The organism is Paracoccus nototheniae (assembly GCF_004335005.1).
Taxonomy (GTDB): domain Bacteria; phylum Pseudomonadota; class Alphaproteobacteria; order Rhodobacterales; family Rhodobacteraceae; genus Paracoccus; species Paracoccus nototheniae.
The window spans coordinates 12,521-35,183 of record NZ_RQRT01000047.1; the positions used below are offsets into that span (position 1 = coordinate 12,521).

General features: G+C 68.4%; 20 protein-coding genes. 11 read left to right on the forward strand and 9 right to left on the reverse strand.

Going from position 1 to position 22,663, the window contains the following annotated elements; genetic code table 11:
- Window positions 1-82: 82 nt before the first annotated feature.
- Window positions 83-760 (reverse strand): GntR family transcriptional regulator, encoded by a 678-nt coding sequence (locus EG885_RS15460; RefSeq protein WP_131576212.1) that lies wholly within the window; start codon window positions 758-760, stop codon window positions 83-85.
- Between the two features lie 208 nt (window positions 761-968).
- Here EG885_RS15460 and EG885_RS15465 point away from each other — a divergent pair, with 208 nt between their 5' ends.
- From EG885_RS15465 to EG885_RS15510, 10 genes are all read left to right on the forward strand, one after another.
- Window positions 969-2,204, forward strand: coding sequence for an NRAMP family divalent metal transporter (locus EG885_RS15465; RefSeq protein WP_131576214.1), 1,236 nt, complete (start codon window positions 969-971; stop codon window positions 2,202-2,204).
- Window positions 2,205-2,213: 9 nt separating this feature from the next.
- Entirely contained in the window at window positions 2,214-2,981 is a 768-nt protein-coding gene (locus tag EG885_RS15470; RefSeq protein WP_131576216.1) for a LamB/YcsF family protein, read from the forward strand.
- Entirely contained in the window at window positions 2,978-4,528 is a 1,551-nt protein-coding gene (locus EG885_RS15475; protein ID WP_131576218.1) for a 5-oxoprolinase subunit B/C family protein, read from the forward strand. Before EG885_RS15470 ends, EG885_RS15475 begins: the two co-directional genes overlap by 4 nt.
- Window positions 4,529-4,533: 5 nt before the next feature.
- On the forward strand, window positions 4,534-6,291 hold the full coding sequence (locus tag EG885_RS15480) for an acetyl/propionyl/methylcrotonyl-CoA carboxylase subunit alpha (RefSeq protein WP_207392299.1): 1,758 nt from the start codon (window positions 4,534-4,536) through the stop codon (window positions 6,289-6,291).
- A 95-nt stretch (window positions 6,292-6,386) separates the two neighbouring features.
- A complete protein-coding gene (locus EG885_RS15485; protein WP_131576220.1) occupies window positions 6,387-6,611 on the forward strand; it encodes a hypothetical protein in 225 nt (74 codons plus the stop codon).
- 111 nt (window positions 6,612-6,722) lie between these two features.
- On the forward strand, window positions 6,723-8,459 hold the full coding sequence (gene treZ, locus EG885_RS15490; protein ID WP_131576222.1) for a malto-oligosyltrehalose trehalohydrolase: 1,737 nt from the start codon (window positions 6,723-6,725) through the stop codon (window positions 8,457-8,459).
- Complete coding sequence (gene treY, locus EG885_RS15495; protein WP_131576224.1) at window positions 8,456-10,792, forward strand: malto-oligosyltrehalose synthase; 2,337 nt, start codon at window positions 8,456-8,458, stop codon at window positions 10,790-10,792. The genes treZ and treY overlap by 4 nt, the downstream gene beginning before the upstream one ends.
- A gap of 107 nt (window positions 10,793-10,899) precedes the next feature.
- Window positions 10,900-12,072, forward strand: coding sequence for a sugar phosphate nucleotidyltransferase (locus tag EG885_RS15500; RefSeq protein WP_131576226.1), 1,173 nt, complete (start codon window positions 10,900-10,902; stop codon window positions 12,070-12,072).
- On the forward strand, window positions 12,065-14,125 hold the full coding sequence (gene glgX / locus EG885_RS15505) for a glycogen debranching protein GlgX (protein WP_131576228.1): 2,061 nt from the start codon (window positions 12,065-12,067) through the stop codon (window positions 14,123-14,125). Before EG885_RS15500 ends, glgX begins: the two co-directional genes overlap by 8 nt.
- A gap of 70 nt (window positions 14,126-14,195) precedes the next feature.
- Window positions 14,196-14,519, forward strand: coding sequence for a DUF2934 domain-containing protein (locus EG885_RS15510; RefSeq protein ID WP_131576230.1), 324 nt, complete (start codon window positions 14,196-14,198; stop codon window positions 14,517-14,519).
- Between the two features lie 67 nt (window positions 14,520-14,586).
- On the opposite strand, the gene EG885_RS15515 is transcribed toward EG885_RS15510, so the two are convergent.
- The 7 genes from EG885_RS15515 to EG885_RS15545 form a co-directional block, all read right to left on the reverse strand.
- A complete protein-coding gene (locus EG885_RS15515; protein WP_131576232.1) occupies window positions 14,587-15,432 on the reverse strand; it encodes an SMP-30/gluconolactonase/LRE family protein in 846 nt (281 codons plus the stop codon).
- Window positions 15,429-16,034, reverse strand: a complete 606-nt coding sequence (locus tag EG885_RS15520; protein ID WP_131576234.1) for a 2-dehydro-3-deoxy-6-phosphogalactonate aldolase — start codon at window positions 16,032-16,034, stop codon at window positions 15,429-15,431. Before EG885_RS15520 ends, EG885_RS15515 begins: the two co-directional genes overlap by 4 nt.
- A gap of 40 nt (window positions 16,035-16,074) precedes the next feature.
- Window positions 16,075-16,965 (reverse strand): 2-dehydro-3-deoxygalactonokinase, encoded by an 891-nt coding sequence (locus EG885_RS15525; protein ID WP_379106587.1) that lies wholly within the window; start codon window positions 16,963-16,965, stop codon window positions 16,075-16,077.
- A 109-nt stretch (window positions 16,966-17,074) separates the two neighbouring features.
- Window positions 17,075-17,848: a hypothetical protein gene (locus EG885_RS15530; RefSeq protein ID WP_131576238.1), complete on the reverse strand. Its 774-nt coding sequence runs from the start codon at window positions 17,846-17,848 to the stop codon at window positions 17,075-17,077.
- A gap of 18 nt (window positions 17,849-17,866) precedes the next feature.
- The gene (locus EG885_RS15535) at window positions 17,867-19,381 is read right to left on the reverse strand and encodes a dihydrolipoyl dehydrogenase (protein ID WP_242679693.1); all 1,515 of its coding nucleotides are present in this window, start codon (window positions 19,379-19,381) and stop codon (window positions 17,867-17,869) included.
- 220 nt (window positions 19,382-19,601) lie between these two features.
- A complete protein-coding gene (locus EG885_RS15540) occupies window positions 19,602-20,342 on the reverse strand; it encodes an anti-sigma factor (RefSeq protein ID WP_165571164.1) in 741 nt (246 codons plus the stop codon).
- Window positions 20,339-20,902, reverse strand: coding sequence for a sigma-70 family RNA polymerase sigma factor (locus EG885_RS15545; RefSeq protein WP_242679694.1), 564 nt, complete (start codon window positions 20,900-20,902; stop codon window positions 20,339-20,341). The genes EG885_RS15540 and EG885_RS15545 overlap by 4 nt, the downstream gene beginning before the upstream one ends.
- Before the next feature lie 188 nt (window positions 20,903-21,090).
- Between EG885_RS15545 and EG885_RS15550 the strand changes: the two genes are divergently transcribed.
- Window positions 21,091-21,873, forward strand: coding sequence for a DUF4394 domain-containing protein (locus EG885_RS15550; protein WP_131576242.1), 783 nt, complete (start codon window positions 21,091-21,093; stop codon window positions 21,871-21,873).
- 269 nt (window positions 21,874-22,142) lie between these two features.
- Here EG885_RS15550 and EG885_RS22780 read toward each other — a convergent pair.
- On the reverse strand, window positions 22,143-22,663 hold a 521-nt coding region (locus EG885_RS22780; protein ID WP_479724682.1), incomplete at its 5' end, for an AAA-type ATPase lid domain-containing protein.

Sequence of the window (22,663 nt, forward strand, 5' to 3'; positions counted from 1 at the left end):
AGGACTATCGCCGTGGGATGACCGTGACGCAACGCTTGGGTGACGAATTTATGACGAACGGTTTAGAACTGCCCTGCAGCGATCAGCCCTGCGCGACACCATGTTCCAGCCGGGCAAAGGCGGTCATCACCACGCGCTCCGACCGGTCCAGATAGGCGGCCAGCCGGTCGGCGGCGGCCAGCGGCTGGTCCTGCTGCAGCAGATCCAGAATCGCGCCATTGTCCTGCAGAAACGGCGCATGCAGCTGTTCGGGATCGTCCAGCAGGCCAAAGGCCAGCCGCAATTCCGCCATGGTCTGGGCAAAGAACCCGGTCAGCCGGGGGCTGTCGGCCAAGGCCACGATGCCCGCGTGAAAGCGCATGTTCGCGCTGCCCACACCCTGCCAGTCGCCCGCAGCGCTGGCCGCACGCGCCGATGCCACATCGCCCGCCATCCGCGCGATCGCCGTGTGGCGCGGCCAGGCCTGCGCCAGCGCCGGAATCTCGATCAGGCGGCGCAGGCGATAGATGTCCAGCACCCCCGCCATCGAGGGCACCGCAACCGACACCCCGCGATGGGGCAGGTGTGTCAGCAGCCCTTCATGGACCAGCAGGCGGAACACCTCGCGCAGGGTGTTGCGCGACACGGACAGATCGGCGGCCAGCCGCGCCTCGGACAGGCGCTGGCCGGGGCGCAGCTGGCCGGTGATGATCTGGTCGCGCAGCCGCGCGGCGGTGTCCTGCGCAAGGCCCGAAGGCAGGCTGTCCAAGGCGTCGGTCATGGGGCGTCCCGCTGTTGCAGGATTGATCATGACGCCCCGAAGGCAGCAGGGCAAGCCGGTCTGTTGCACAAGGATCGGGCAAATTGCCCCTCGGGTCAGTCATGATTGTTCAACAATATAGGCCATGTTGCCACATAATCCTTGACGGATCACAGAAGCGTGGGAATGCTGGCGGTAATCAAAAACAGTCCGACACAGAGGTATTCCCATGTCCCATAACGCACCGGCCCCCTCGGTCGCGGCTGCCAGCCTTCGTGGCGGGCTGCTGGCCGCGATCTTTCTGATGGCCACCTCGGCCATCGGTCCGGGTTTCATCACCCAGACCGCCAGCTTTACCGCACGGATGGGATCGGCCTTCGCCTTTGCAATCCTCGCCTCGATCCTGATCGATTTCGTGGTTCAGCTGAACATCTGGCGCATCACCGCGCTGACCGGGCGCCGCGCGTCGGAAACCGCGAATGCGGCGATCCCCGGGGCGGGCTATCTGCTGACCGCGCTGGTGGTGATCGGCGGGCTGGCCTTCAACGTCGGCAATATCGCGGGCGGCGGGCTGGGGCTGAACGCCATGATCGGGCTTGATCCGCGCATCGGCGGGGCGATATCCGCAGCGCTGGCCATCGGCATTTTTCTGTCGAAACAGGCGGGGCTGCTGCTGGACCGGATGATCATCGGTCTGGGCATCGTGATGATCGCGATGGTGCTGTTCGTGGCGCTGCAATCGAACCCGCCGGTGGGCGAGGCTTTGCGCCAGTCGGTCTGGCCCGACTATATCGACTTTGCCGCCATCACCACCATCGTCGGCGGCACCGTCGGGGGATATATCACCTATTCCGGCGCGCATCGCCTGCTGGACAAGGGCCTGACCGGAGAGGCGAATCTGCGCGCCGTCACCCGCGCCGCCCTGACCGGGATCGCGGTCACCGGGGTCATGCGATTCGTTCTGTTTCTGGCGATTCTGGGGGTCGTGGCCTCCGGCGTGACGCTGGATCTGTCCTCGCAGGCAGCCAACCCTGCCGCGCAAGCCTTTCAGGCGGCGGCGGGCGATTGGGGGATGCGCGTCTTTGGCGTGGTCCTGTGGGCGGCGGCACTGACCTCGGTCATTGGGGCGGCCTATACCTCGGTCAGCTTTCTGGACGTGGTGGGGGTGCGCAGCGACAAGGCGCGGTCCTGGGCAACGGTGGTCTTCATCAGCTTTTCGCTGGTGGTCTTTCTGTCGCTTGGCACGGCGCCTGCGGCGATCCTGGTCTTTGTCGGCGGCTTCAACGGGTTGATCCTGCCCATCGGCCTGACGATCTTTACCTATATCGGCTATGCCCGGTCCGATCTGATGGGCGGGCACCGCTATAACCGTGTGCTGCTGGCGCTTGGCGCCATCGTCTGTGCGCTGACCTGGTATATGGGCGCGCGGTCCGTTACCACCATCTTTGCCTTTCTGGGCCAGTAAGGAGGATCCATGCCAATCGACCTGAACAGTGATCTGGGCGAGGGCTTTGGCGCCTGGTCCATGGGCGATGACGCGTCCATGCTGGGCATCGTCAGTTCCGCCAATGTCGCCTGCGGATTTCATGCGGGCGATCCGCGCGGGCTGCTGGAGACGCTGCGGCAGGCGGCGGCGCGCGGTGTCGCGGTGGGGGCGCATGTCAGCTATCCCGACCGCGTGGGCTTTGGTCGTCGTCCGATGGACGTGACGGCGGACGAGCTGACGGCCGATGTGATCTATCAGATCGGCGCGCTGCAGGGGCTGGCGCGGGCGGCGGGGACGCGGGTCAGCTATGTCAAACCGCATGGCGCGCTGTACAACACCATCGCGGATGATGCGCGGCAGGCCGATGCGGTGATCGCGGGCGTGCTGGCGGCGGACCCGGCGCTGGTCCTGATGGGTCTGGCCGGCGCCCCGGTGCTGGACCGCGCCCGCCGCGCCGGCCTCAGCGTGGTGGCCGAGGCTTTTGCCGACCGCGCCTATACGCCCGGCGGCGCGCTGGTGTCGCGGCGCGATCCGGGCGCGGTGCTGCATGATCCGGATCTGGTGGCGGCGCGGATGGTGCGTCTGGCCACCGATGGCGTGATCGAGGCTGTCGATGGCAGCACCCTGACCCTGCGGGCCGACAGCATCTGCGTGCATGGCGACAGCCCCGGCGCCGTTGCCATGGCCGCGGCCATCCGCGCGGCCCTGCAGGATCGCGGCGTGGCGATCGCGCCCTTTGCCGGGGCCGGGGGATGACCCTGCGGTTTCTGCCCATCGGGCCGCGCTGCCTGCTGGTCGAGCTGTCGGATCTGGAGGCCACGCTGGCCCTGTTCGACGCGCTGCAGGCCGATCCCGTGCCCGGCGTGACGGATGTCGTGCCCGCCGCCCGCACCCTGATGATCGCCACCGCGCCGGGCGTGGCCGCCGATGGCGCGCTGTCCGCCAGCATCGCGCAGCGCCAGCCCCGTCCCGGCACCGCCCCCGCGCCCCGCAGCCTTGAGACGGTCGAGATCCCGGTGACCTATGAGGGCGAGGATCTGGCCGATGTCGCCCGCCTGATGGATCTGACCGAGGCCGAGGTGATCGCGGCGCATCAGGCCGCCACATGGCAGGTGGCGTTTTGCGGCTTTGCCCCCGGTTTTGCCTATATGACCGGCGATGATGCGCGGTTCGATCTGCCGCGCAGGTCTGCTCCGCGCACGCGCATCCCGGCAGGCTCGGTCGCGCTGGCGGGGCGGTTCTGCGGCATCTATCCGCAGGCCAGCCCCGGCGGCTGGCAACTGATCGGGCGGACCGATGTGCCGATGTTCGACCTTGGCCGCGATCCCCCGGCGCTGCTGCGCCCCGGCGTGCGGGCGCGCTTTGTCCAGGGCGCGGCGCGGGTGCATCCGGTCAGCGCCCCGCCCGTGCCCCAGGTGCAGGGGCTGCGGGTGGGGCAGACGGCCTTTCCGATCCTTGTGCAGGATGCGGGCCGGTTCGGGCAGACGGGGCAGGGGGTCAGCGCATCCGGCGCGCTGGATCTGGGCGCGCTGCGCCGCGCCAACCGCGCCGTCGGCAACCCCTCGGGCGTCGGCGCGCTGGAGATCACACTTGGCCCCGTCACCCTGCAGGCCGAGGCGCCGATGGTGCTGGCCCTGTCCGGCGCGGGGCAGGCAGTGGTCGAGGGCAGGCCCGCGACACCGGGCGCGGCCTTTGCGCTGGATGCGGGCGATACGCTGCGTATCGATCCGGGGGAACGGGGGATGCGCAGCTATCTGGCGCTGCGGGGCGGGTTCGATCTGGCCCCGGTGCTGGGATCGGTGTCCACCGACACGCTGGCGCAGATCGGCCCGCCTGCGCTGATGGCGGGCGATGCGCTGGCGCCCGCGAACCGGGCCGCCGATGCGGTGACCGATCCCGGCCCGGCGCCCGAACTGCCCCGCAGCGGCGATCTGGTGACCCTGCCGGTCGTCATGGGCCCGCGAGCCGACTGGTTCAGCGCCGAGATGATCCATCGGTTCCTGTCGCAGGACTGGCAGGTGACGCCGCAATCCTCGCGCGTGGGGATCCGGCTGGCGGGCGATGCGATCCTGCGCGATGACGCGACCGAACTGCCGTCGGAGGGCACCGCGACCGGCGCCATCCAGATCCCGCATTCCGGCCAGCCGGTGCTGTTTCTGGCCGATCACCCGCTGACCGGCGGCTATCCGGTTATCGCCACACTGCGCCCCGACGCGCTGGATCTGGCGGGCCAGCTGCCCCCCGGCGCGCGCATCCGCTTTGTCGCGGACGCCCCCTTTGCCCCCATTGACCCGGAAGGCTGATCCTCATGTTCCTCGACACCCCCCTGACGCCCATCCGCCGCATCCTGATCGCCAATCGCGGAGAGATCGCCCTGCGCGTCATCCGCGCCTGCGCCGATGAGGGCATCGCTTCGGTGGCGGTCTATGCCGATCCCGACCGCGACGCGCCCTTTGTCCGGATGGCCGACCACGCCTATGGACTGGGCGGGCACCGTCCCGCCGACACCTATCTGGACATCGACAAGATCCTGACCATCGCCGCCCAGGCCAGCGCCGATGCCATCCATCCCGGCTATGGCTTTCTGTCCGAAAATGCCGGTTTCGCCCGCGCGGTGCAGGATGCCGGGATGATCTGGATCGGGCCGGACCCCGATGTGATCGACGCGCTTGGCGACAAGATCCGCGCGCGAGAGATTGCGCAGGCGGTCGGCGCACCGCTGGTCGCGGGCAGCCCCGGTCCCATCGAGAACGGCGCGCAGGCGCTGGTATTCGCACGCGAACACGGGCTGCCGCTGGCCATCAAGGCGGCCTTCGGCGGCGGCGGGCGCGGCATGCGCGTCGCCCGCGCGCTGGACGAGGTGACCGAGATGTTCGACAGCGCCACGCGCGAGGCTGTCACCGCCTTTGGCCGCGGCGAATGCTATGTCGAACAGTTTCTGGATCGCCCCCGCCATATCGAGGCTCAGGTGCTGGCCGACCGTCACGGCACCGTCAAGGTGCTGGGCACCCGCGACTGTTCCCTGCAACGCCGCAACCAGAAGCTGGTCGAGGAAGCGCCCGCGCCGTTTCTGACCGACGATCAGCGCGACCGCATCCATAATAGCGCCCGCGCCATCTGCGCCCATGCCGGATATAGCGGCGCCGGGACGGTCGAATTTCTGCTGTCTGCCAATGGCACGATCAGCTTTCTCGAGGTGAACACCCGGCTGCAGGTCGAACATCCGGTGACCGAGGAAACCACCGGGATCGACATCGTCCGCGCGATGATCCGCGTGGCGCAAGGCGCGCGGATCGCCGATGACACGGTGCCCGCGCCACAGGGCCATGCCATCGAATTCCGCATCAATGCCGAAGATCCGGGGCGCGGCTTTCTGCCCACCCCCGGCCCGATCGATCTGTGGCAGCCGCCCGGCGGCATCGGCATCCGGCTGGACAGCGGCGTCGAACAGGGGGGGCAGGTCGCGGGCCAGTTCGATTCGATGATGGCCAAGCTGATCGTGCATGGGCCCGACCGCGCCACCGCCATCGCCCGAGCCCGGCGTGCCCTGCGCGAATTCCGGATCGAGGGCGTCGCCTCGGTCCTGCCCTTTCACCGCGCGGTGCTGGAGGCCCCTGAATTCACGGATGATTTCGCCGTCCACACCCGCTGGATCGAAACCGATTTCGCCGACCGGCTGGCGGCCGCCACGACCCCCGCGCCCCGCGTCACCCCGCCCGACGAAGGCCCGATGATCCGCTTTGCGATCGAGATCGACGGCAAGCGTCATCAGATCGCCCTGCCGCCCGGAATGCTGGCAGCATCCCCGGGCACGGGGTCCGCAGCGGCCCCGGTGCCCGAGGAAGCGGCCCCCGGCACCGTCACCGCCCCCGTCGCAGGCACCCTGTCGCTGTGGCAGATCGGGGACGGCGAAACGGTCGAGGCCGGACAGGTCATTGCCGTGATCGAGGCGATGAAGATGGAGACGCAAATCGAGGCCCCGCATGCCGGACGCCTGACGCATCTGGCATCGGCGGGCGACATGCTGGCGCAGGGGGCGCCGATCGGACGGATTGACGCAGGGTAAACATCAGAGTTCTGGGGGTTTTCGTGACTTGGACGCACGCAAGGGTTGTGGCAAGACTTGATCTTTGTTTACCGCCCCAGCTATCCGAGGTTCTCATGACGTCCCCCTTTGCCCCCCGCAGGCCCTTGGGCGGTGCGGTGCTGGCGCGGATCGCCTTTTCGCGCCCCATGCTGCAAAATCTGATGGTCGCCTTCGAGGCCACCAGCGATGGCTGCCCCCTGCTGCTGGAGGTTTGCCCGCGCGGGGTCTGGGCGGTGACCGAAGATGGCGCGCGGATGTGCATCGGTCAGGCACATCCTGCCCCACCGCGCGACGCCTGATTCCATTCGCCCCGATCCGGCTGCTTTTTGTCAGATCGGGGGAACGCCCAAGCGCCTCGGTCATTGAGGGGGAAGAACCCGGCACCGTCGCCGTGGCGCAAGGGGGCATCGATGACACGCAGCAGCTTTTGGGGACCGCTCAAGCGGGATGAGGGCTGGACCTTCCGCCTGTGGGCGCCCCGCGCGGACCAGGTCGATCTGCTGATCGAGGGTCGCGATCTGCCGATGCAGGCGGGGGCCGATGGGTTGTGGTCGCTGGACCATGCCGCCACGCCGGGCGCCACCTATCTGTTCCGCGTCGACGGGCAGGTCATGCCCGACCCCGCCAGCCGGTTGCAGGCCGGGGGCGTGTCCGACGCCTCGGTCCTGATCGATCCGCCGAAAGCGCGGGACTGGCCCGGCCGGGACTGGGCCGAGGCGGTGATCTATGAACTGCATGTCGGCACCTTCACCCCCGAAGGCACCTTTGCCGCCGCCGAGACGCGGCTGGCGCAGCTGGCGGGTCTCGGCTTTACCGCCATCCAGCTGATGCCCGTGGGCCAGTTTCCGGGCGACCGGGGCTGGGGCTATGACGGGGTGCTGCCCTTTGCGCCGCAGCCCGCCTATGGCAGCCCCGGCGATCTGCGCCGTCTGGTCGATGCCGCGCACCGGCAGGGGCTGATGGTCATTCTGGATCTGGTGATGAACCATTTCGGACCCGAGGGCGCATGGCTGCACCATGCCGCGCCCGATTTCTTCAACCCCGACCGCCAGACCCCCTGGGGCGCCGCCATCGATTTTTCCCGGCCTCAGGTGCGTGACTACTGGACCTCTTGTGCGCTGCACTGGCTGCAGGTCTATGGCATGGACGGGCTGCGGCTGGATGCGGTGCATCAGATCGCCGGGCCGGGGGCGGATGAGTTCATGACCGGGCTGGCCAGCCGCGTGGGCCTGCTGTCGCCCCGCCGCCACCTGATCACGGAAGACGAGCGGAATATCCCGGACCTGCGGCAGGCAGGCTATGATGCCAGCTGGAACGATGATTTCCACCATGCGATCCATGTCGCACTGACCGGCGAATCCGACAGTTATTACGCGCCCTTTGCCGTCGATCCGGTGGGCGATCTGGCGCTGGCCCTGCAACGCGGCCATGTCGAGGAAGGCCAGCCCCGCCCGCCCCGGGACGAGCCGCGCGGCGCACCCTGCGGCCATCTGCCGCCGACCGCCTTCGTCAATTCGACCCAGACCCACGATCAGGTCGGCAACCGCGCCCAAGGCGACCGGCTGCTGACGCTGGCCGATCCCAAGGCGGTCGAGGTCGTCTATGCCCTGCTGCTGGTCGCGCCCTTCATCCCGATGGTCTTCATGGGCGAGGAACAGGGCGAGACCGCGCCCTTTCAGTTCTTCGCCGATTTCACCGGCGATCTGGCCGAGGCCGTGCGCAAGGGCCGCGCCGCCGAATTCGCGGGCATCGCGGCGCTTGGCGATGCCGTGCCCGATCCGCTGTCGCCCGATACCATGGCCCGCTCGCGGCTGGCTTGGGCGAATGACGACCGCGCGCGGGGCTGGATGGACCTGACCCGCCGCGCGCTGGCCTTTCGCGCCGCCCATGTTGTGCCGCTGCTGAAAAGCGGACAGCCCACGACCACCGTGACCCGCGACGGCCCCGGCCTGATCCGCGCCGAATGGCGGTTTCCGGCGGGCGGGCTGTCGCTGTCACTGGCCCTGGGCCAGACCGACCCCGCGCCCCTGGCCGATGCGGGTTTTGCGGCGGGCACGCCCGACACCGATTATTCCCTGACCGTCCTTGCGCTGCCTTCGGCACGCAGCGGCACCGAACCCTTTACGACTGTGAAAGACCCGGCATGATCCTCCGCATTCCCACTGCCACCTCCCGCATCCAGTTGCGCGGGGGGCTTGATTTTGCGGGTCTTTCCGCGCATCTGAACCAGATCGCCGATCTGGGCGTGTCGCATCTTTACCTGTCGCCGATCTTCACGGCGACCGAGGGATCGACCCACGGTTACGACATTACCGATCCGACCGAGATCGACCCGGTGCTGGGCGGACGGGCGGGCTTTGACCGTCTGGCCGAACAGGCCGCGGCGCGGGGTCTGGGCATCATTCTCGACATCGTGCCGAACCACACCGCCTTTTCGGTGCAGAACCCGTGGCTGGCCGATGTGCTGGCCCGTGGCCGCGCCAGCGACCGGGCGCGCCATTTCGACATCGACTGGCAGGCAGGGCCGCTGGTGCTGCCATGGCTGCCCGAACCGTTCGAGAAGATGCTGACCGAGGGCGCGTTCCGCGTTCAGGGTGGCCATTGGCATTTCGGCGACATGGCCCTGCCGCTGGCGCCGGGCAGCGACCGCACCGACGATCTGCGCACCCTGCACGAGGCGCAGAACTGGCGTCTGGTCCATTACGCGATGGAACGCGACGCCATCACCCACCGGCGCTTTTTCAACGTCACCGATCTGATCGGCATGCGGGTCGAAGACCCGCGGGTGTTCGACGACACCCATGCGCTGATCTTCGATCTGGTGCGGGGCGGTCAGGTGCAGGGCTTGCGGGTCGATCACATCGACGGGCTGGCCGATCCCGCAGGCTATCTGGACCGTCTGGCCGAGGCTTTGCCGGTCACGCCGGTCTGGATCGAAAAGATCCTGACCGGGGACGAGGCCTTGCCCAAGGGCTGGAAGACCGTCGGCACCACCGGATACGAGGCCGGTCGCCTGATGTCCCGCATGCTGACGCCTGCGGCGGGGATCGCTGTGCTGGACCGCGAATGGCGCGAACAGACCGGCGAGACGCTGGATTTCCACGCCGCCCTGACGCAGGCCAAGCATGACGTGCTGGACAATGAACTGGGCGCCGAACGGCGGCAACTGACGCGCATGGCGGCACTGGCCATCGACGGTTCGGCAACGGTCGAACCCGGCCCCGAAACCCTGCGCGAGGCGGTGACCGCACTGCTGGTCGCGATGCCCTGTTATCGCACCTATGTCACCTCTCGGGGCGCCGGGGCGCAGGACCGCGACCTGATCGCCGCTGTCACCGAGAACGCCGCCAAGGGTCTGCGCCATGACGAGGTGTTGCGCGCCCTGTCCGCGATCTGGGCCGATCCGGGCAACCATGCACAGATGGATTTCGTGGTGCGGCTGCAGCAGGTCTCGGGTGCGCTGATCGCCAAATCGCAGGAAGACACGGCGGGCTTCCGCTGGACCCGTTATTTGCCCGGCAACGAGGTGGGCTGCGAACCCGATGAGGTTTCGGTCACTTCAGATCAGGCGACCCATGCGCTGGCGCAGCGCCGGGCGGCGGATATGGTGCTGACATCGTCCCATGACAGCAAACGGTCCGAGGATGCGCGCGCGCGCCTGATCGCGGCCAGCCACCTGCCCGACGATCTGATCGCGCTGGACCGCATGGCCGCCGCGATGCCCGAGGCCGCAGGCGTGCCCGGCCAGTGGCGCTGGTACATGGTGCAATCCGCGCTGGCGATCCACGGTGCGGATGAGGCGCCCGAACGCCTGTCCCAGCATGTCGAAAAGGCGATGCGCGAGGCCAAGGAGGTCAGCTTCTGGACCAATCCCGACGAGGATGCCGAAACCCGCACCGCCGGTCTGGGCCGCGCCCTGCTGGCCGCTTGGGACCGCGAACCGCCCGCCGCGCTGACCCGGCTGCTGGACCGGTCACAGGCGCTGGTGCTGATGCAGTTGCTGGTCAAGATGGTGATGCCGGGCTTTCCCGACATCTATCAGGGCACGCAGGATCTGTTTCTGGCGCTGACCGATCCCGACAACCGCCGCGCCCCCGATTGGGACCGCCTGTCGCGGATCGGCACGCCCGCGGATGCGGGCACCGGTCTTGGCTCCGCGGATGCGGGCGCCGGTCCGGCCACGGCACTGGGCAGCGTCAAGGCGCGCTGGACCCGCGATCTGCTGCGCCTGCGCCAGACCGAGGGGGATATGCTGCGCGACGCCGAGGCTGTGGCGCGGATCGATGACGACGGCGTCCGGCTGATCCGCCAATCGGCGCAGGGGCGGCGGCTGACCGCCCGGCTGGACCTGCCCGAGGCGGCGTCGGGGCAGGGCGCTGGTGAACCGGACGGTGCCGCAATTCTGGACTGGACCGGACCCGATGGTTGCCGTGTGCGCCTGATTGATACGCAAACGGGCAAAGGCGGGATTGATAATTGACATGAGGGGGAACATCCGGGGCGCAGGGTGGTTCGCAATGGACCAGCCCGCGTCCCGGCCCTTTGCCGCCCTCACGCGGCCCGCCTTTGCAGCCGAGGAGCCCGCACATGTCCATCCCACCCCCCCTGTCGCCCGGCACGTCGGTCCTGACGGCGGTCCGTCACGCCGCTGATCCTGCGCCCGCACCGCTTGATCTGGCCGCCATCCTGCTGGCCGGGGGCAAGGGGACGCGCCTTGGCGATCTGACCGCGCGAGACAGCAAGCCCGCCGTGCCGTTCGCCGGCGCCAACCGGATCGTGGATTTTGCGATGCAGAACTGTGTGCGGTCGGGGTTGCAGCGCCTGCTGGTGGCCACGCAATACGCGCCCCGCAGCCTGCACCATCACCTGCCGACCCGGTGGGGCCAGCGGTTCGAACCGAAAGGTCTGCAACTTCGCGACGGGCGCGATCTGTATCTGGGAACCGCCGACGCCGCCCGCCGCTGCTGGCCGGATCTGCAGGCAATGGGCGGCGATCAGGTGCTGGTTCTGGCCGCCGATCATATCTATGACATGGATTACGCCGCCCTGCTGACCGCCCATCGCGCCTCGGGCGCGGCGGTCACGGTGGCGGTCGATACCGTGTCGCGGGCCGAGGCATCAGAGTTCGGCGTGATGCAGGCGGATGCGCAGGGGCGGATCCTGTCCTTTTGCGAAAAGCCCGCCGACCCGGCCGCGATGATCGGCCATCCCGATCGGTCGCTGGTGTCGATGGGCATCTATATCTTTGATCGCGACTGGCTGCGCGCGGCGCTGTTCGACCGCGAGGTTCCGGCGATGGATTTCGGCCATGACGTGATCCCGGCTGCCGTTGCCCAAGGGCAGGCGGCGGTCTGGCGCCTGCCGCCCGGCGCCTCGGGGCGGGCCTATTGGCGCGATGTCGGCACGCTGGACGCGCTGCGCCGCGCGCATCTGGATTTCATCCATGACGCACCCGTGCCCTTGCCCTTTGCGACGCCCCTCACCGACTGGTATCTGGGGCGCGGCAGCGTCGCCCTGACCGGCGCAATGGTGCCGTCAACAGCCCGCCTGCAACAGACGCTGGTTGCCCCCGGCGCGCAGATCCCCCAAGGTCTGGTCACGGGCGAGGATCCGGCGGACGATGCCCGCTGGTTCACCCGCACCCCCTTGGGCACCGTTTTGATTACCCAACAGATGCTGGACCGCCGTGCGGCCCATGCCCATATCAGGCGGTCGGTCACTCCGCCCGCCCCCTTCAACCGTCGAGGACTTCATGCGTGACCAAACCCGTTCCCCTGCCTTTGATGCCAGCCAAGGCCGGTCCGATATTCTGGGGGCCGAATTCCTGGGCGATGGGACGAATTTCGCGCTGTTTTCCGACCATGCCACCAAGGTCGAGCTGTGCCTGTTCGACGATGACGGCAAGGAAGAACTGCACCGCCTGACCCTGCCCGACATGGAAGGGGGGATCTGGTTCGGCTATCTGCCCGACATCATGCCCGGTCAGGTCTATGGATACCGCGTCCATGGTCCCTACGAACCCGAGAACGGCCATCGCTTCAACGCCAACAAGCTGTTGCTGGACCCCTATGCCCGCGAATTGCGCGGAGAGATCATCTGGGACGACGCGCTGCACGGCTATACGATCGGCGAGGATGATCTGTCCTTTGACACCCGCGACAGCGCGCCCTTCATGCCCAAGGGCGTGGTGGTGGACAGCCGCTTTGACTGGGACACCGAACGCGCGCTGCGCACCCCCTGGGCCGATACGGTCATCTACGAGGCCCATGTCAAAGGCCTGACCCAGCAGCATCCCGACGTGCCCGACGATCTGCGCGGCACCTTCCGGGGTCTGGGGACCGAACCGGTGATCAGCCATCTGCAAAAGATCGGCGTCACCACGATCGAGCTGTTGCCGATCCATGCTTTTGCCAATGACCGCTATCTGGTCGAAAAGGATCTGTCGAATTACTGGGGTTACTCGACGCTGTCCTTCTTTGCGCCCCATGCGCCCTATCTGAAGACCGGCCAGATCCGCGAAGTCAAAGAGGCGATCCGCCGGTTCCACAAGGCCGGGATCGAGGTGATCCTGGATGTCGTCTTCAACCACACCTGTGAAGGCAACGAGCTGGGCCAGACCCTGTCCTTCCGGGGCATCGACAATGCCAGCTATTACCTGCTGGCCGATGACAAGCGGCACAGCTTCGACACCACCGGCACCGGCAACACGCTGAACGTGGCGCATCCGATGGTGCTGCGCATGGTCATGGATTCGCTGCGCTATTGGGTGCAGGTCATGCATGTGGACGGCTTCCGCTTCGACCTTGCTTCGACCTTGGGCCGCGAAACCGAGGGCTTCGAACGCGACGGCAGCTTTTTCAATGCCATCCGTCAGGATCCGATCCTGTCCGGCGTCAAGCTGATCGCCGAGCCGTGGGATATCGGCGATGGCGGCTATCAGGTCGGCGGCTATCGCTGGCCCTTCCGCGAATGGAACGACAAGTTCCGCGACGATACACGCGCCTTCTGGCGCCGCGATCCGGGGATGCTGGGGGCGATCTGCGAACGCCTGTCGGGATCGCCGGTGCAGTTCAACCACAGCCACCGGCCCGCGACCTCCAGCGTCAATTTCGTCGCGGCCCATGACGGGTTCACGCTGTGGGACACGGTCAGCTATAACGACAAGCACAATGATGCGAATGGCGAGGATGGCCGTGACGGCCACGATCACAACATCTCGGACAATCTGGGGGCCGAGGGGCCGTCGGACGATGCGGGCATCGACACCGCCCGCCTGCGCCGGGTCCGGGGCATGCTGGCCACGATGTTCCTGTCGCAAGGCGTGCCGATGATTCTGGCCGGGGACGAGATGGGCAATTCCCAGAACGGCAACAACAACGCCTATTGCCAGGACAATGCGATCAGCTGGCTGGACTGGGACGGCGCGCGCCCCGATATCTGCGACGCGGTGGCGGCGCTGACGGCGTTCCGCACTGAAACCGGACTGGCCCGCACCCGCTTTGCCCATTCCCCGGAAGAGGCGCAGCCGGGCCAGCCTGTCTGCCTGTGGCTGCATCCGCGCGGCGACCGCATGCAGGACGACGACTGGTCCGAAGGCGAACTGCGCGCCCTTGGCCTGCAGTTGCAGCCCGAAGGCGGGACCGAGGTTCTGATCGTCATCAATGCGGGCGATGACGGAGAATTCGTGCTGCCCGAGGGCGACTGGACCCTGCGCATCGACACAGCCCGCGACGATGTCGCCTGTGACGAGGCCGTGTCGGGCACGCTGCCCATCGGCTGGCAAAGCGTCACGGCGCTGATCCGCGCGGCCTGACGACCCTAACGGGCGCGGCCCCGTCCGGCGCGCGCCCGGCACCACCCTAAAGATTACTGAGGAGGAGACCATGATGGACGACCACACCACGCCCAACGACCGCAACGACGCGATCCGCGCCCGCGCGCATGAAATCTGGGAAACCGAAGGCCGCCCCGAGGGTCACGAGGCCGACCACTGGGCGCGCGCCGAGGCTGAATTGTTCGGCCCCGCCACCGGCGGCTCTGCCACCGACAGCAGCGCCGCGGCAGAAAGCACCCCCGCGGAAAGCGCATCCGATCCGGACAGCGCCAGCGAAATGCTGGGCCAGAACGAACTGGGCGCCGCCCCGTCGGAAAAGCCTGCCCCGGCACCCAAGGCCCGCAAGCCTCGCCGGAAAGCGGCGGGCAGCTGATTTTGTGACAAAAAAAAACGGGCGCCCGCAAAGGCGCCCGGTTTTTCCTTGCCCCGGCCATGACGGCTCAGGCCAGCAGCACCCGATGTTCTTGCTGGCCCGTGGCGCCTGCGGGCAGGGCAAAGGTGCAGCCATCCGCCGCGCGCGGATCGTCCAGCCCCTGCAGGGCCGATGTTGCAAACAGCGTGCCCAGATCCGCCCCGCCAAAGGCCGGGCAGGTCACATGCCGGGCGGGCAGGTCGATGGCCCGGTCGAACCGGCCCTGACGGTCATAGCGCGCCACCCGCGACGCCCCCCATTGCGCCGACCACAGACCGCCTTGCGCATCGATCACCGCGCCATCGGGGTTCAGCCCCTCGGCCGCCAGATCCAGAAACACCTGCGAATCGCCTGCGGGCCAGCCATCGCCGTCCAGCGCCACGCGCCAGATCTTGCCCTGATCGGTATCGGCGAAATGCGCCAGATCGCCGCCCGGGCCAAAGCAGATCGCATTGGTGATGGTGATGCCGTCATACAGGCGCCGCAATGTGCCCTTGTAAAACCGCCAGATCGACCCGGCGCCCGGCTCGGCCTGCAGCCCCATCGTGCCGATCCAGAACCCGCCCTGCGGATCGGCCCGCCCGTCATTGGATCGGGTCAGGGGGCTGTCGGCCTCCAGCGGCACCAGCAGCTGGCGCGAACCGTCATTCAGATCGACCAGCGACAGCGCCCGGGCCGAGGCGACCAGCACATGATCGCGATCCACGATTCCGGCAGCCGAGACGTGGTCGTCGAAATTCCAGTGCTGCCGGGCGCCGTCCAGCGGTTTCAGATACATCCTCTTTTTCAGGATATCGAACCAGATCAGTGCATTGCGGTCGGAATGCCACAGCGCACCCTCGCCCAGCTCGCAGGCGGTGTCGTCAAAGATCATGCCGTTCCCCCATCCCATGCCGCAACCAGCGCGCGGGCCTTGGCGGTCACCGCCGCCGCATCGTCGCCGGGACGATAGAGCGCCGACCCGATGCCGAAACCAGCCACCCCGGCCTGCCGCCAATCCGCCATCGTGTCGGCGGACACCCCGCCCACCGCCCAGCAATCGGTGCCCTGCGGCAGAACCGCCCGCATCGCGCGCAGGCCAGCGGGTCCGATCAGCTCGCCCGGAAACAGCTTCAGCCCGGTGGCGCCCGCGGCCAGCGCCACGAACGCCTCGGACGGGGTCATGACTCCGGGAAAGCTGGCCATCCCGGCCGCGACGGTGGCGCGGATCACATCCGCATCGCAATTGGGCGACAAGACCATGCGCCCGCCCGCATCGGCGACCGCGCGAACCTGCCCGGGCGTCAGCACCGTGCCCGCCCCGATCAGCGCCCGATCGCCGAAGTCGCGCACCAGCAAAGCGATGCTGTCCAGCGGATCGGGGGAATTCAGCGGCACCTCCAGCCGGGTGATCCCGGCGGCGATCAGGGCGTCGGCAATGGCGGGGGCTTCGCGCGGGGTCAGACCGCGCAGAATGGCAATCAGGGGTCTCGACATGGGTTTCTTCGGCTCCTTGAGGTCAGAACGGGTCTGGGGATCAGGACGGGCTGCGAAAATGGCGATAGGCGGCGTGCAGTCCCGCCAGCGTCGCATCCTCGACCGACATGCGGGCGGCGGGAACGCCCTGCAGGGCCAGCGCATCGGCATAAAGCGCCGACAAGGCCGGGGCGCCGATGATCGTCACCTGACAGCCCAGCCACCAGGGACGCGCGGCGGCCAGTTCCCACCCGATCAGCGTGCCCGACAGACGCGACCGCGCAACAGCCGGGTCCAGCCCCGCCAGCAGCGATTCGGCGCGCAGCTGGAACAGCCCGCCATAGCCGCGTTCGGGCCGGGCCATCGCCTCGGACAGGGCGGTTTGAAACGCGTCACGGTCGGCGGGGGCGACACCATCGCCGACCGAATGGCGCAGCACCGACTGACCGGCGATCAGGGCGAAGAATTCGCCGGTCATGAAGCTTTTGAAATTGCAGATCTCGCCCGCCGAGATGCGGGCCCATTTGGTATGCGTGCCGGGCAGGCAGGCGATGCCGTCGAAATCGGGCGACAGGGACAAAAGGCCTGCGATCTGGGTTTCCTCGCCGCGCATCACATCGGCGGGGTCGGACTGGCACAGGCCCGCCACGATCCGCACCGGGCGCCCGCCCGGATCGCCGGGCACCGCGATCAGCTGCGGGGTGGCGGGGCAGGGGACCGCGACATAGGGCGCCTCGACCCAGCCCTGCCGGGCGCCGACCATGCCGCAGGCGATGACCGGGACGGCGGGCCAGCCTTCGGTCGCCTGCGCCAGCGCATCGGCGAACTGATCGGGCGACAGACGGCCCATGCCCTGATCCGAGCTCCGCGCCTGAACCGCGCGGCGCCCGGACATGGCCCAGAGGCGCAGGTGCGTCGTGCCCCAATCGGCGGCAATCCAGTCCATCGTCACGCCCGTTCCCCCCTCGGATGGCCTGCCCGATGTTTGGAGGATGGCGGCGGCAAGGGCAACCCCCGCCCGTCCGGCCCCCAAACCGGACAAGACCTCAGGGCCCGCGACCTCAGGACCGGCGGGCCTCGGCGCGGGCCAGCCGGTCTTCGATCCGGCGAAAGGCGGCCAGCAATTCGGGGCCGAACTGGCCCGGCGCAAAGTCCCGCAGACCCGAATGGGCCGCGCAGAGCCAGCGCAGATCACGGGTCAGTGCCGCCAGCCCATGCAGCCAGTCGCGGAAATCGCGCACCGCCCCCGCCTGCGGCAGCAAAGCCCGTGGCAAGGTCGGGTGCAGGAAGACGCGCGGGTTGCGGACCAGAGGCCGCAGCAGGCGCGGCACCGGCATCAGGTTGATCGTGTCATCGACATGCAGCGTGCGGCTGGCCGGATGCCAGGCCAGCAGCGATCCAGCATGCACACGTTCGTCTCGGCTGACATAATCGATGCCGCGCGGCAGGGAAAAGGTCAGGTCGGCGGCGAACATCGCGGCCACCTCGGGGCTTTCGACCGGCTCGGGGCGCCAGTTCAGGCCGGGATGCCGCAGCCGGTGGCGATGCGATCCGAACAGCGGCGCCTGCGGGAAATCCTGTGCGGTGGCGGCACAATGCAGGGTGTGGAACGGATGCAGGTTCAGGACCGCGCGCATGTCGCGCCCCTGATCGGTCAGCACCATCACCTGTTCGCGCACCGCGCCCCGCAGGGGATAGCTGTCCAGCATTACGAACCCGCCCGAGGCCAGACGCACCAGCGCGGCCTGCGTGCCGACGTTCAGAACGCCGCCGATCCGCAGATCGCCCCGGATCGACCAGAAGCCGTTCCCCAGATCGTGGATCCGTTCGCTCATGGCCGCATCTTTCCCATCTTACGCAAGAGGAGGCCGACCCCGCGATGACCCGTTCGAGGCCCGGACCGAGACCGGCGCCGATCCCTGCACCAAGGCCGACCCCGTCGCCGGAACTCCCAGCTGTTCGCAGATCTGGCGCAGGGCGGCCTTGATCCCCTCTTCCAGCGTGGGATGGTAAAAGGGCAAGGCCAGAATATCCGCCGCCAGCGCCCGCGATTGGACGGCCCAGACCAGCAGATGGGACAGATGCTCGGCGCCGGGGCAGCACATCTCGGCGCCGGTCAGGCGGCCCTGGGGATCGGCATAAAGCACCATCACGCCCTCGGCCCGCGCCTCGGCCCGGGCGCGGCCCTGATCGGAATAATCGCTATAGCCGGTGATCGTGTCCGGCCCCGGCGCCGCCCCGACCTGTGCCAGCGGCGGATCGGTGAAGGTCAGCGTAAAGGGACTGCTGCGGCGACCGGCACGAGAGCGGGGATAGATCGCGGCGTTATGGCCCGCAATCGCCCCCTCGGTCGAGGCTTCGTGCAGCAGCGGCGCATCGGCATCCGCATCACCGGCGATGAAGACCGGCGTCGTGTCGCGCTGGCTCGATTCGCACTGCATGGTGTCGCGGTCGAAGACGGGGGTGCCGTGATCGTCCAGATCCAGCCCCGAGGCCGCCAGATCAAGCCCGTCAAGCGCGGGCGCGCGGCCCGTCGCGACCAGCACATGGGTAAAGACGCCATGTCCGGTCTCGGCCCCGGTCCAGTCGATGCGGATGCCGCCCGGGTCGGGCCTTGCGGTCGTGTCGACCCCCAGACACAGGGTCATGTCGCGCGACATGGCCCGGTGCAGCGCGTCATGCACCGGGTCGCTGCCCGCCTTGCCAAGCCGCGTCTCGCGGTCGAACAGGGTCACGACGACCCCCAGCCTGCCCATGGCCTGCGCCAGTTCCAGACCGATCGGACCGCCGCCGATCACCGCCAGACTGGCCGGCAGATCGGGCAGGTCGAACAGCGTCTCGTTGGTCAGCACGCGCGGCCCCAGATCCTTAAACGGCGGCGGGATCTGCGCCGTCGCGCCGGTGGCGATGACGATGCTGCGTGCCCGGATCCGCTGGCCGGTCTGCAGTTCCAGAACCCCCGGCGCCACGAACTTTGCCCATCCCCGGATGGCCGTGCCCTCGGGCAGGTCGTCGAAACTTTCGCGGGTGAAGGCGACAAAGCGGTCGCGTTCCTGACGCAGACGGTCCATCACCGCGGCGCCGTCGATGGTCAGCACGCCCGGCAGGATGCCAAAGACCGGCGCGCGCCGCGCATCATGGGCCGAACGCGATGCCGCGATCAGCAGCTTTGAGGGCATGCAGCCGGTATTGGCACACATCGTCCCGCGAAATTCGGGATCGATCAGCACCGTCCGCGCGCCCTGCTTGCGCGCCGCGCGTTCGGCGGCAATGCCCGCCGTGCCCGCGCCGATCACGGCAACATCGCAGATCAGCATTGGGCGCGCGGCATCGCTGCCGGTCATCGGGGGATCGTAAAGGTCGGTCATGAATAGCTGCCTCGGTCAAGATCGAACACCCGCCCCAAGGTCCGCCCGGGTCGGGGTGTCGGGAAAACGTCAACTGGCTGATACAGATTGGTCATGAATAGCCTTTGATTGAGTTGACAATCAACTGCAACCTCGGCCTTCGCGTTCCCCGAACGCCCGTCACGCCCCCGTGTTCCGACGCAAATCGGGGATTTTCACGCGGCCTGCAGAACGGCTTTGCCTAAATCCCCTGCGCCGCCGCCAGCCCCTTGGCGATGATCGGCCCGGTCGGGCGCCCGGTGGGCGATCCGCCCAACGGTTCCAGCGTGATCTCGTACAGCTGGGCATCGGCGGGGGCGGGCAGATCGGGACCGGCCAGCCGCGAGGCTCTTGGTCCGTCCAGAACCCCAAGCGAGCGCGGCCCCATCTCGGCCGAGGGCAGGGTCCAGGCCTGGATGGAAAAGCCCGGCGGCACCTCGATATCGGACACGAACCGGATCTGCGCCGTCTCGTCGCCGAAATCCTCGATCACGGCGCGGGCACGGCCCTGATCGTCCAGCAGAACGGCCACCACCTGCGGCGCCGGGGCAGGGCGCTGCAATGCCCCGCCAAAGCCAAGCGCGATCCCCAGAACCAGCGCCGCCGCCAGCCCCGCCAGCCAGCGACGCGGGGCCGCGCTGATATTGGCGGCCACCGGAACGACGGTCGGATCACCCGACAGCGCGCCTGCAGCCACCGGCGCCGCATCCTGCGTCACCGTCGCCAGATGCGCGCGCAGCCGGGCCGCAAACCCCTGGGGCAGGGCGACCGGCGCCGCGCTCAGATCCAGCGGCAGCAGCTGATCGCGCAGCCGCCCCACATGGGCGGCCAGTGCCGGATCGGCGGCCATCAGCGCCTCGAACAGTTCTGCCTCGGCGGGCGTCAGCAGGCCAAGGGCATGGTCGTCGGCATAGCCGGTCAGATCGTCCTGCATCGCCGTCATGACAGACACTCCCGCAAGGATGCCAGACCGCGCCGGATCCATGATTTCGCGGTGCCAAGCGGCACCCCCTGCCGGGCCGAGATCTCTCCGTGGCTGTATCCCGCGACATGGGCCAGCAGGATCGCCCGGCGGCTTGGATCGTCCAGCGCGTCCAGACATTCGCCAAGCCGCCCGGTCCCCGCCAACAGCTTCCAGCCGTCATCGGGCAGCAGATCCTGCCGCGCCTCCTGCATGCGGGTCAGATCCTCGGGGGACAGGCTGGCCAGCCGCTTGCCGTCGCGCAGCAGCGTCAGACAGCGGTTGCGCAGCACGGCATAAATCCAGCCGCGCGCCGACCCCTCGCCGCGGTTCTGCTGGGGGGCCTTGCGCCAGATCAGCACCATCGCATCCTGCAGCGCCTCTTCGGCCAGATCGTGACGGCCCAGAATGCGCCGGGCGACGCCCAGCAACTGCGCGCCCTCCTGCTCGAGGATCGCGTCGATCCCCTCGGGGTGACCCTTGGCGCAGGCATCCAGCGCCTGTTCCAGCATCAGGCCGCGCTGTCTTGGCTGTTCGGTCACGTCATCCCCCCGTATCCAGCCCCCATCCTGATGCCAAGCACAGGGGGTTGCAACCTTTGCCGGGCCTGCCGGGCCACAACTGCGCGTGTCCCGAAAATTCTTTGCATCCGTTCCCGGCGATGCTGCGTCATCGGGGCAAGGGTGGCACGGACGCCACCCATTGCAGACGCCAACGGAAAGGAACTTCCATGTTTCGCATTGCCGCCTTCTCGACTTCTGCCCTGGCCCTCTCGGTCGCTGCCGCCGCTGCCGCCACCGGCGTCGGCCTGACCGACGACCGCACCTTGGTCATGTTCGACACCGAAACGCTGGAGGTCACCGGCACGATGGATGTCGAGGGCGTGGACCGCCTGCTGGGCATCGACCTGCGCCCCGCCGACAACACGCTGGTCGGCGTGACCGACGACATGCGCATCGTCACCATCGATCCCGCCACCGGCGCCGCCACCGACCTGTCGACCATGGACACCGCGCTGGAGTTGGGCGACACCGCCGTGATCGTCGATTTCAACCCGATGGCCGACCGGCTGCGCCTGATGACCGGCACCACCAACCACCGGGTGAACGTCGATACCGGCGAAGTCACCGTCGACGGCAGCCTGAACTGGGTGCCCGAGGATGAGAATGCCGAAGCCGCCCCGATGATCGCCGCCGCCGCCTATATCAACAGCTATGGCACGCCCGAGGCGACCGCGATGTACAATATCGACGGCGGCCTCGGCGCGCTGTTGCAGCAGACGGCGCCGAATGACGGCACCCTGGCCACCATCGGCATGCTGAATGTCGAGGGCGCGACCGAGCCGATGGCCTTCGACGTGCAGACCGATGCCGAAGGCAGCAACATGGCCTGGCTGATCGCCAACAACGTGATCCATTCCGTCGATCTCGACACCGGCGCCGCAACCGCCGCCGGCGCAATCACCGGGGTCGAGGGCCAGATCCGCGACCTGACGGTGATGCCCGCGATGTAATCCGCGGGCCATTGCCGGGCCTTTCCGGCCCGGCTCTCTTAACAAGTCCGGCGCGCCCCCCTCTGGCGCGCCTTTTTCATGACCGCTGCCGGGCTCCACCCGCCTTTCATCTTGGCACAAATATCCCGGGGGGACCGGCGCGCAGCGACGGTCGGGGCAGCGCCCCCCTTTCGGCCGCCCCCCCTGACGCGCATGGGCCACCCCGATCAACCCGCATCGGGCCCCGGGACCGCCGGTCCTAGCGGCCCGCAGGGGCACTGGCCGGGCCGCTAGGACCGTGGATTGGCAGGGCCCGCCCATTCCGCCTCATGCAGGCCCAGCTTGGCCAGCCGGGAATAGAGCGTGGTGGCGGGCACGCCCAGCAGACCCGCCGCCCCCCCCGCGCCCGAGACCTTGCCGCCAGCCTCGCGCATCGCGTTCAGCAGGTTCGCCCGGGCAATGGCCTGAACCTCGGCATCGGTCAGGACGGCGCGCCCGACCGTCGGGCGGGCCAGCGCCTCGTCGCCCATGTCCAGAACCAGCTTGCTGTGCCCCGTCGACAGGATCACCGCGCGCTCGATGACATTGCCCAGTTCGCGCACATTGCCCGGCCAGTCATAGGCCAGCAGCCGCGTCATCGCGCGGGTCGGGATCACCGGGCAGGGACGGTTCATCCGCTTACAGGCCAGTCTCAGCAGATGATCGGCCAGCGCCGGAATATCGTCGGGGCGGTCGCGCAGGGGGCGGCACTGGATCGGAAAGACGTTCAGGAACAGCGCCAGATCGTCGCGCAGACGGCCTGCGTCGATCT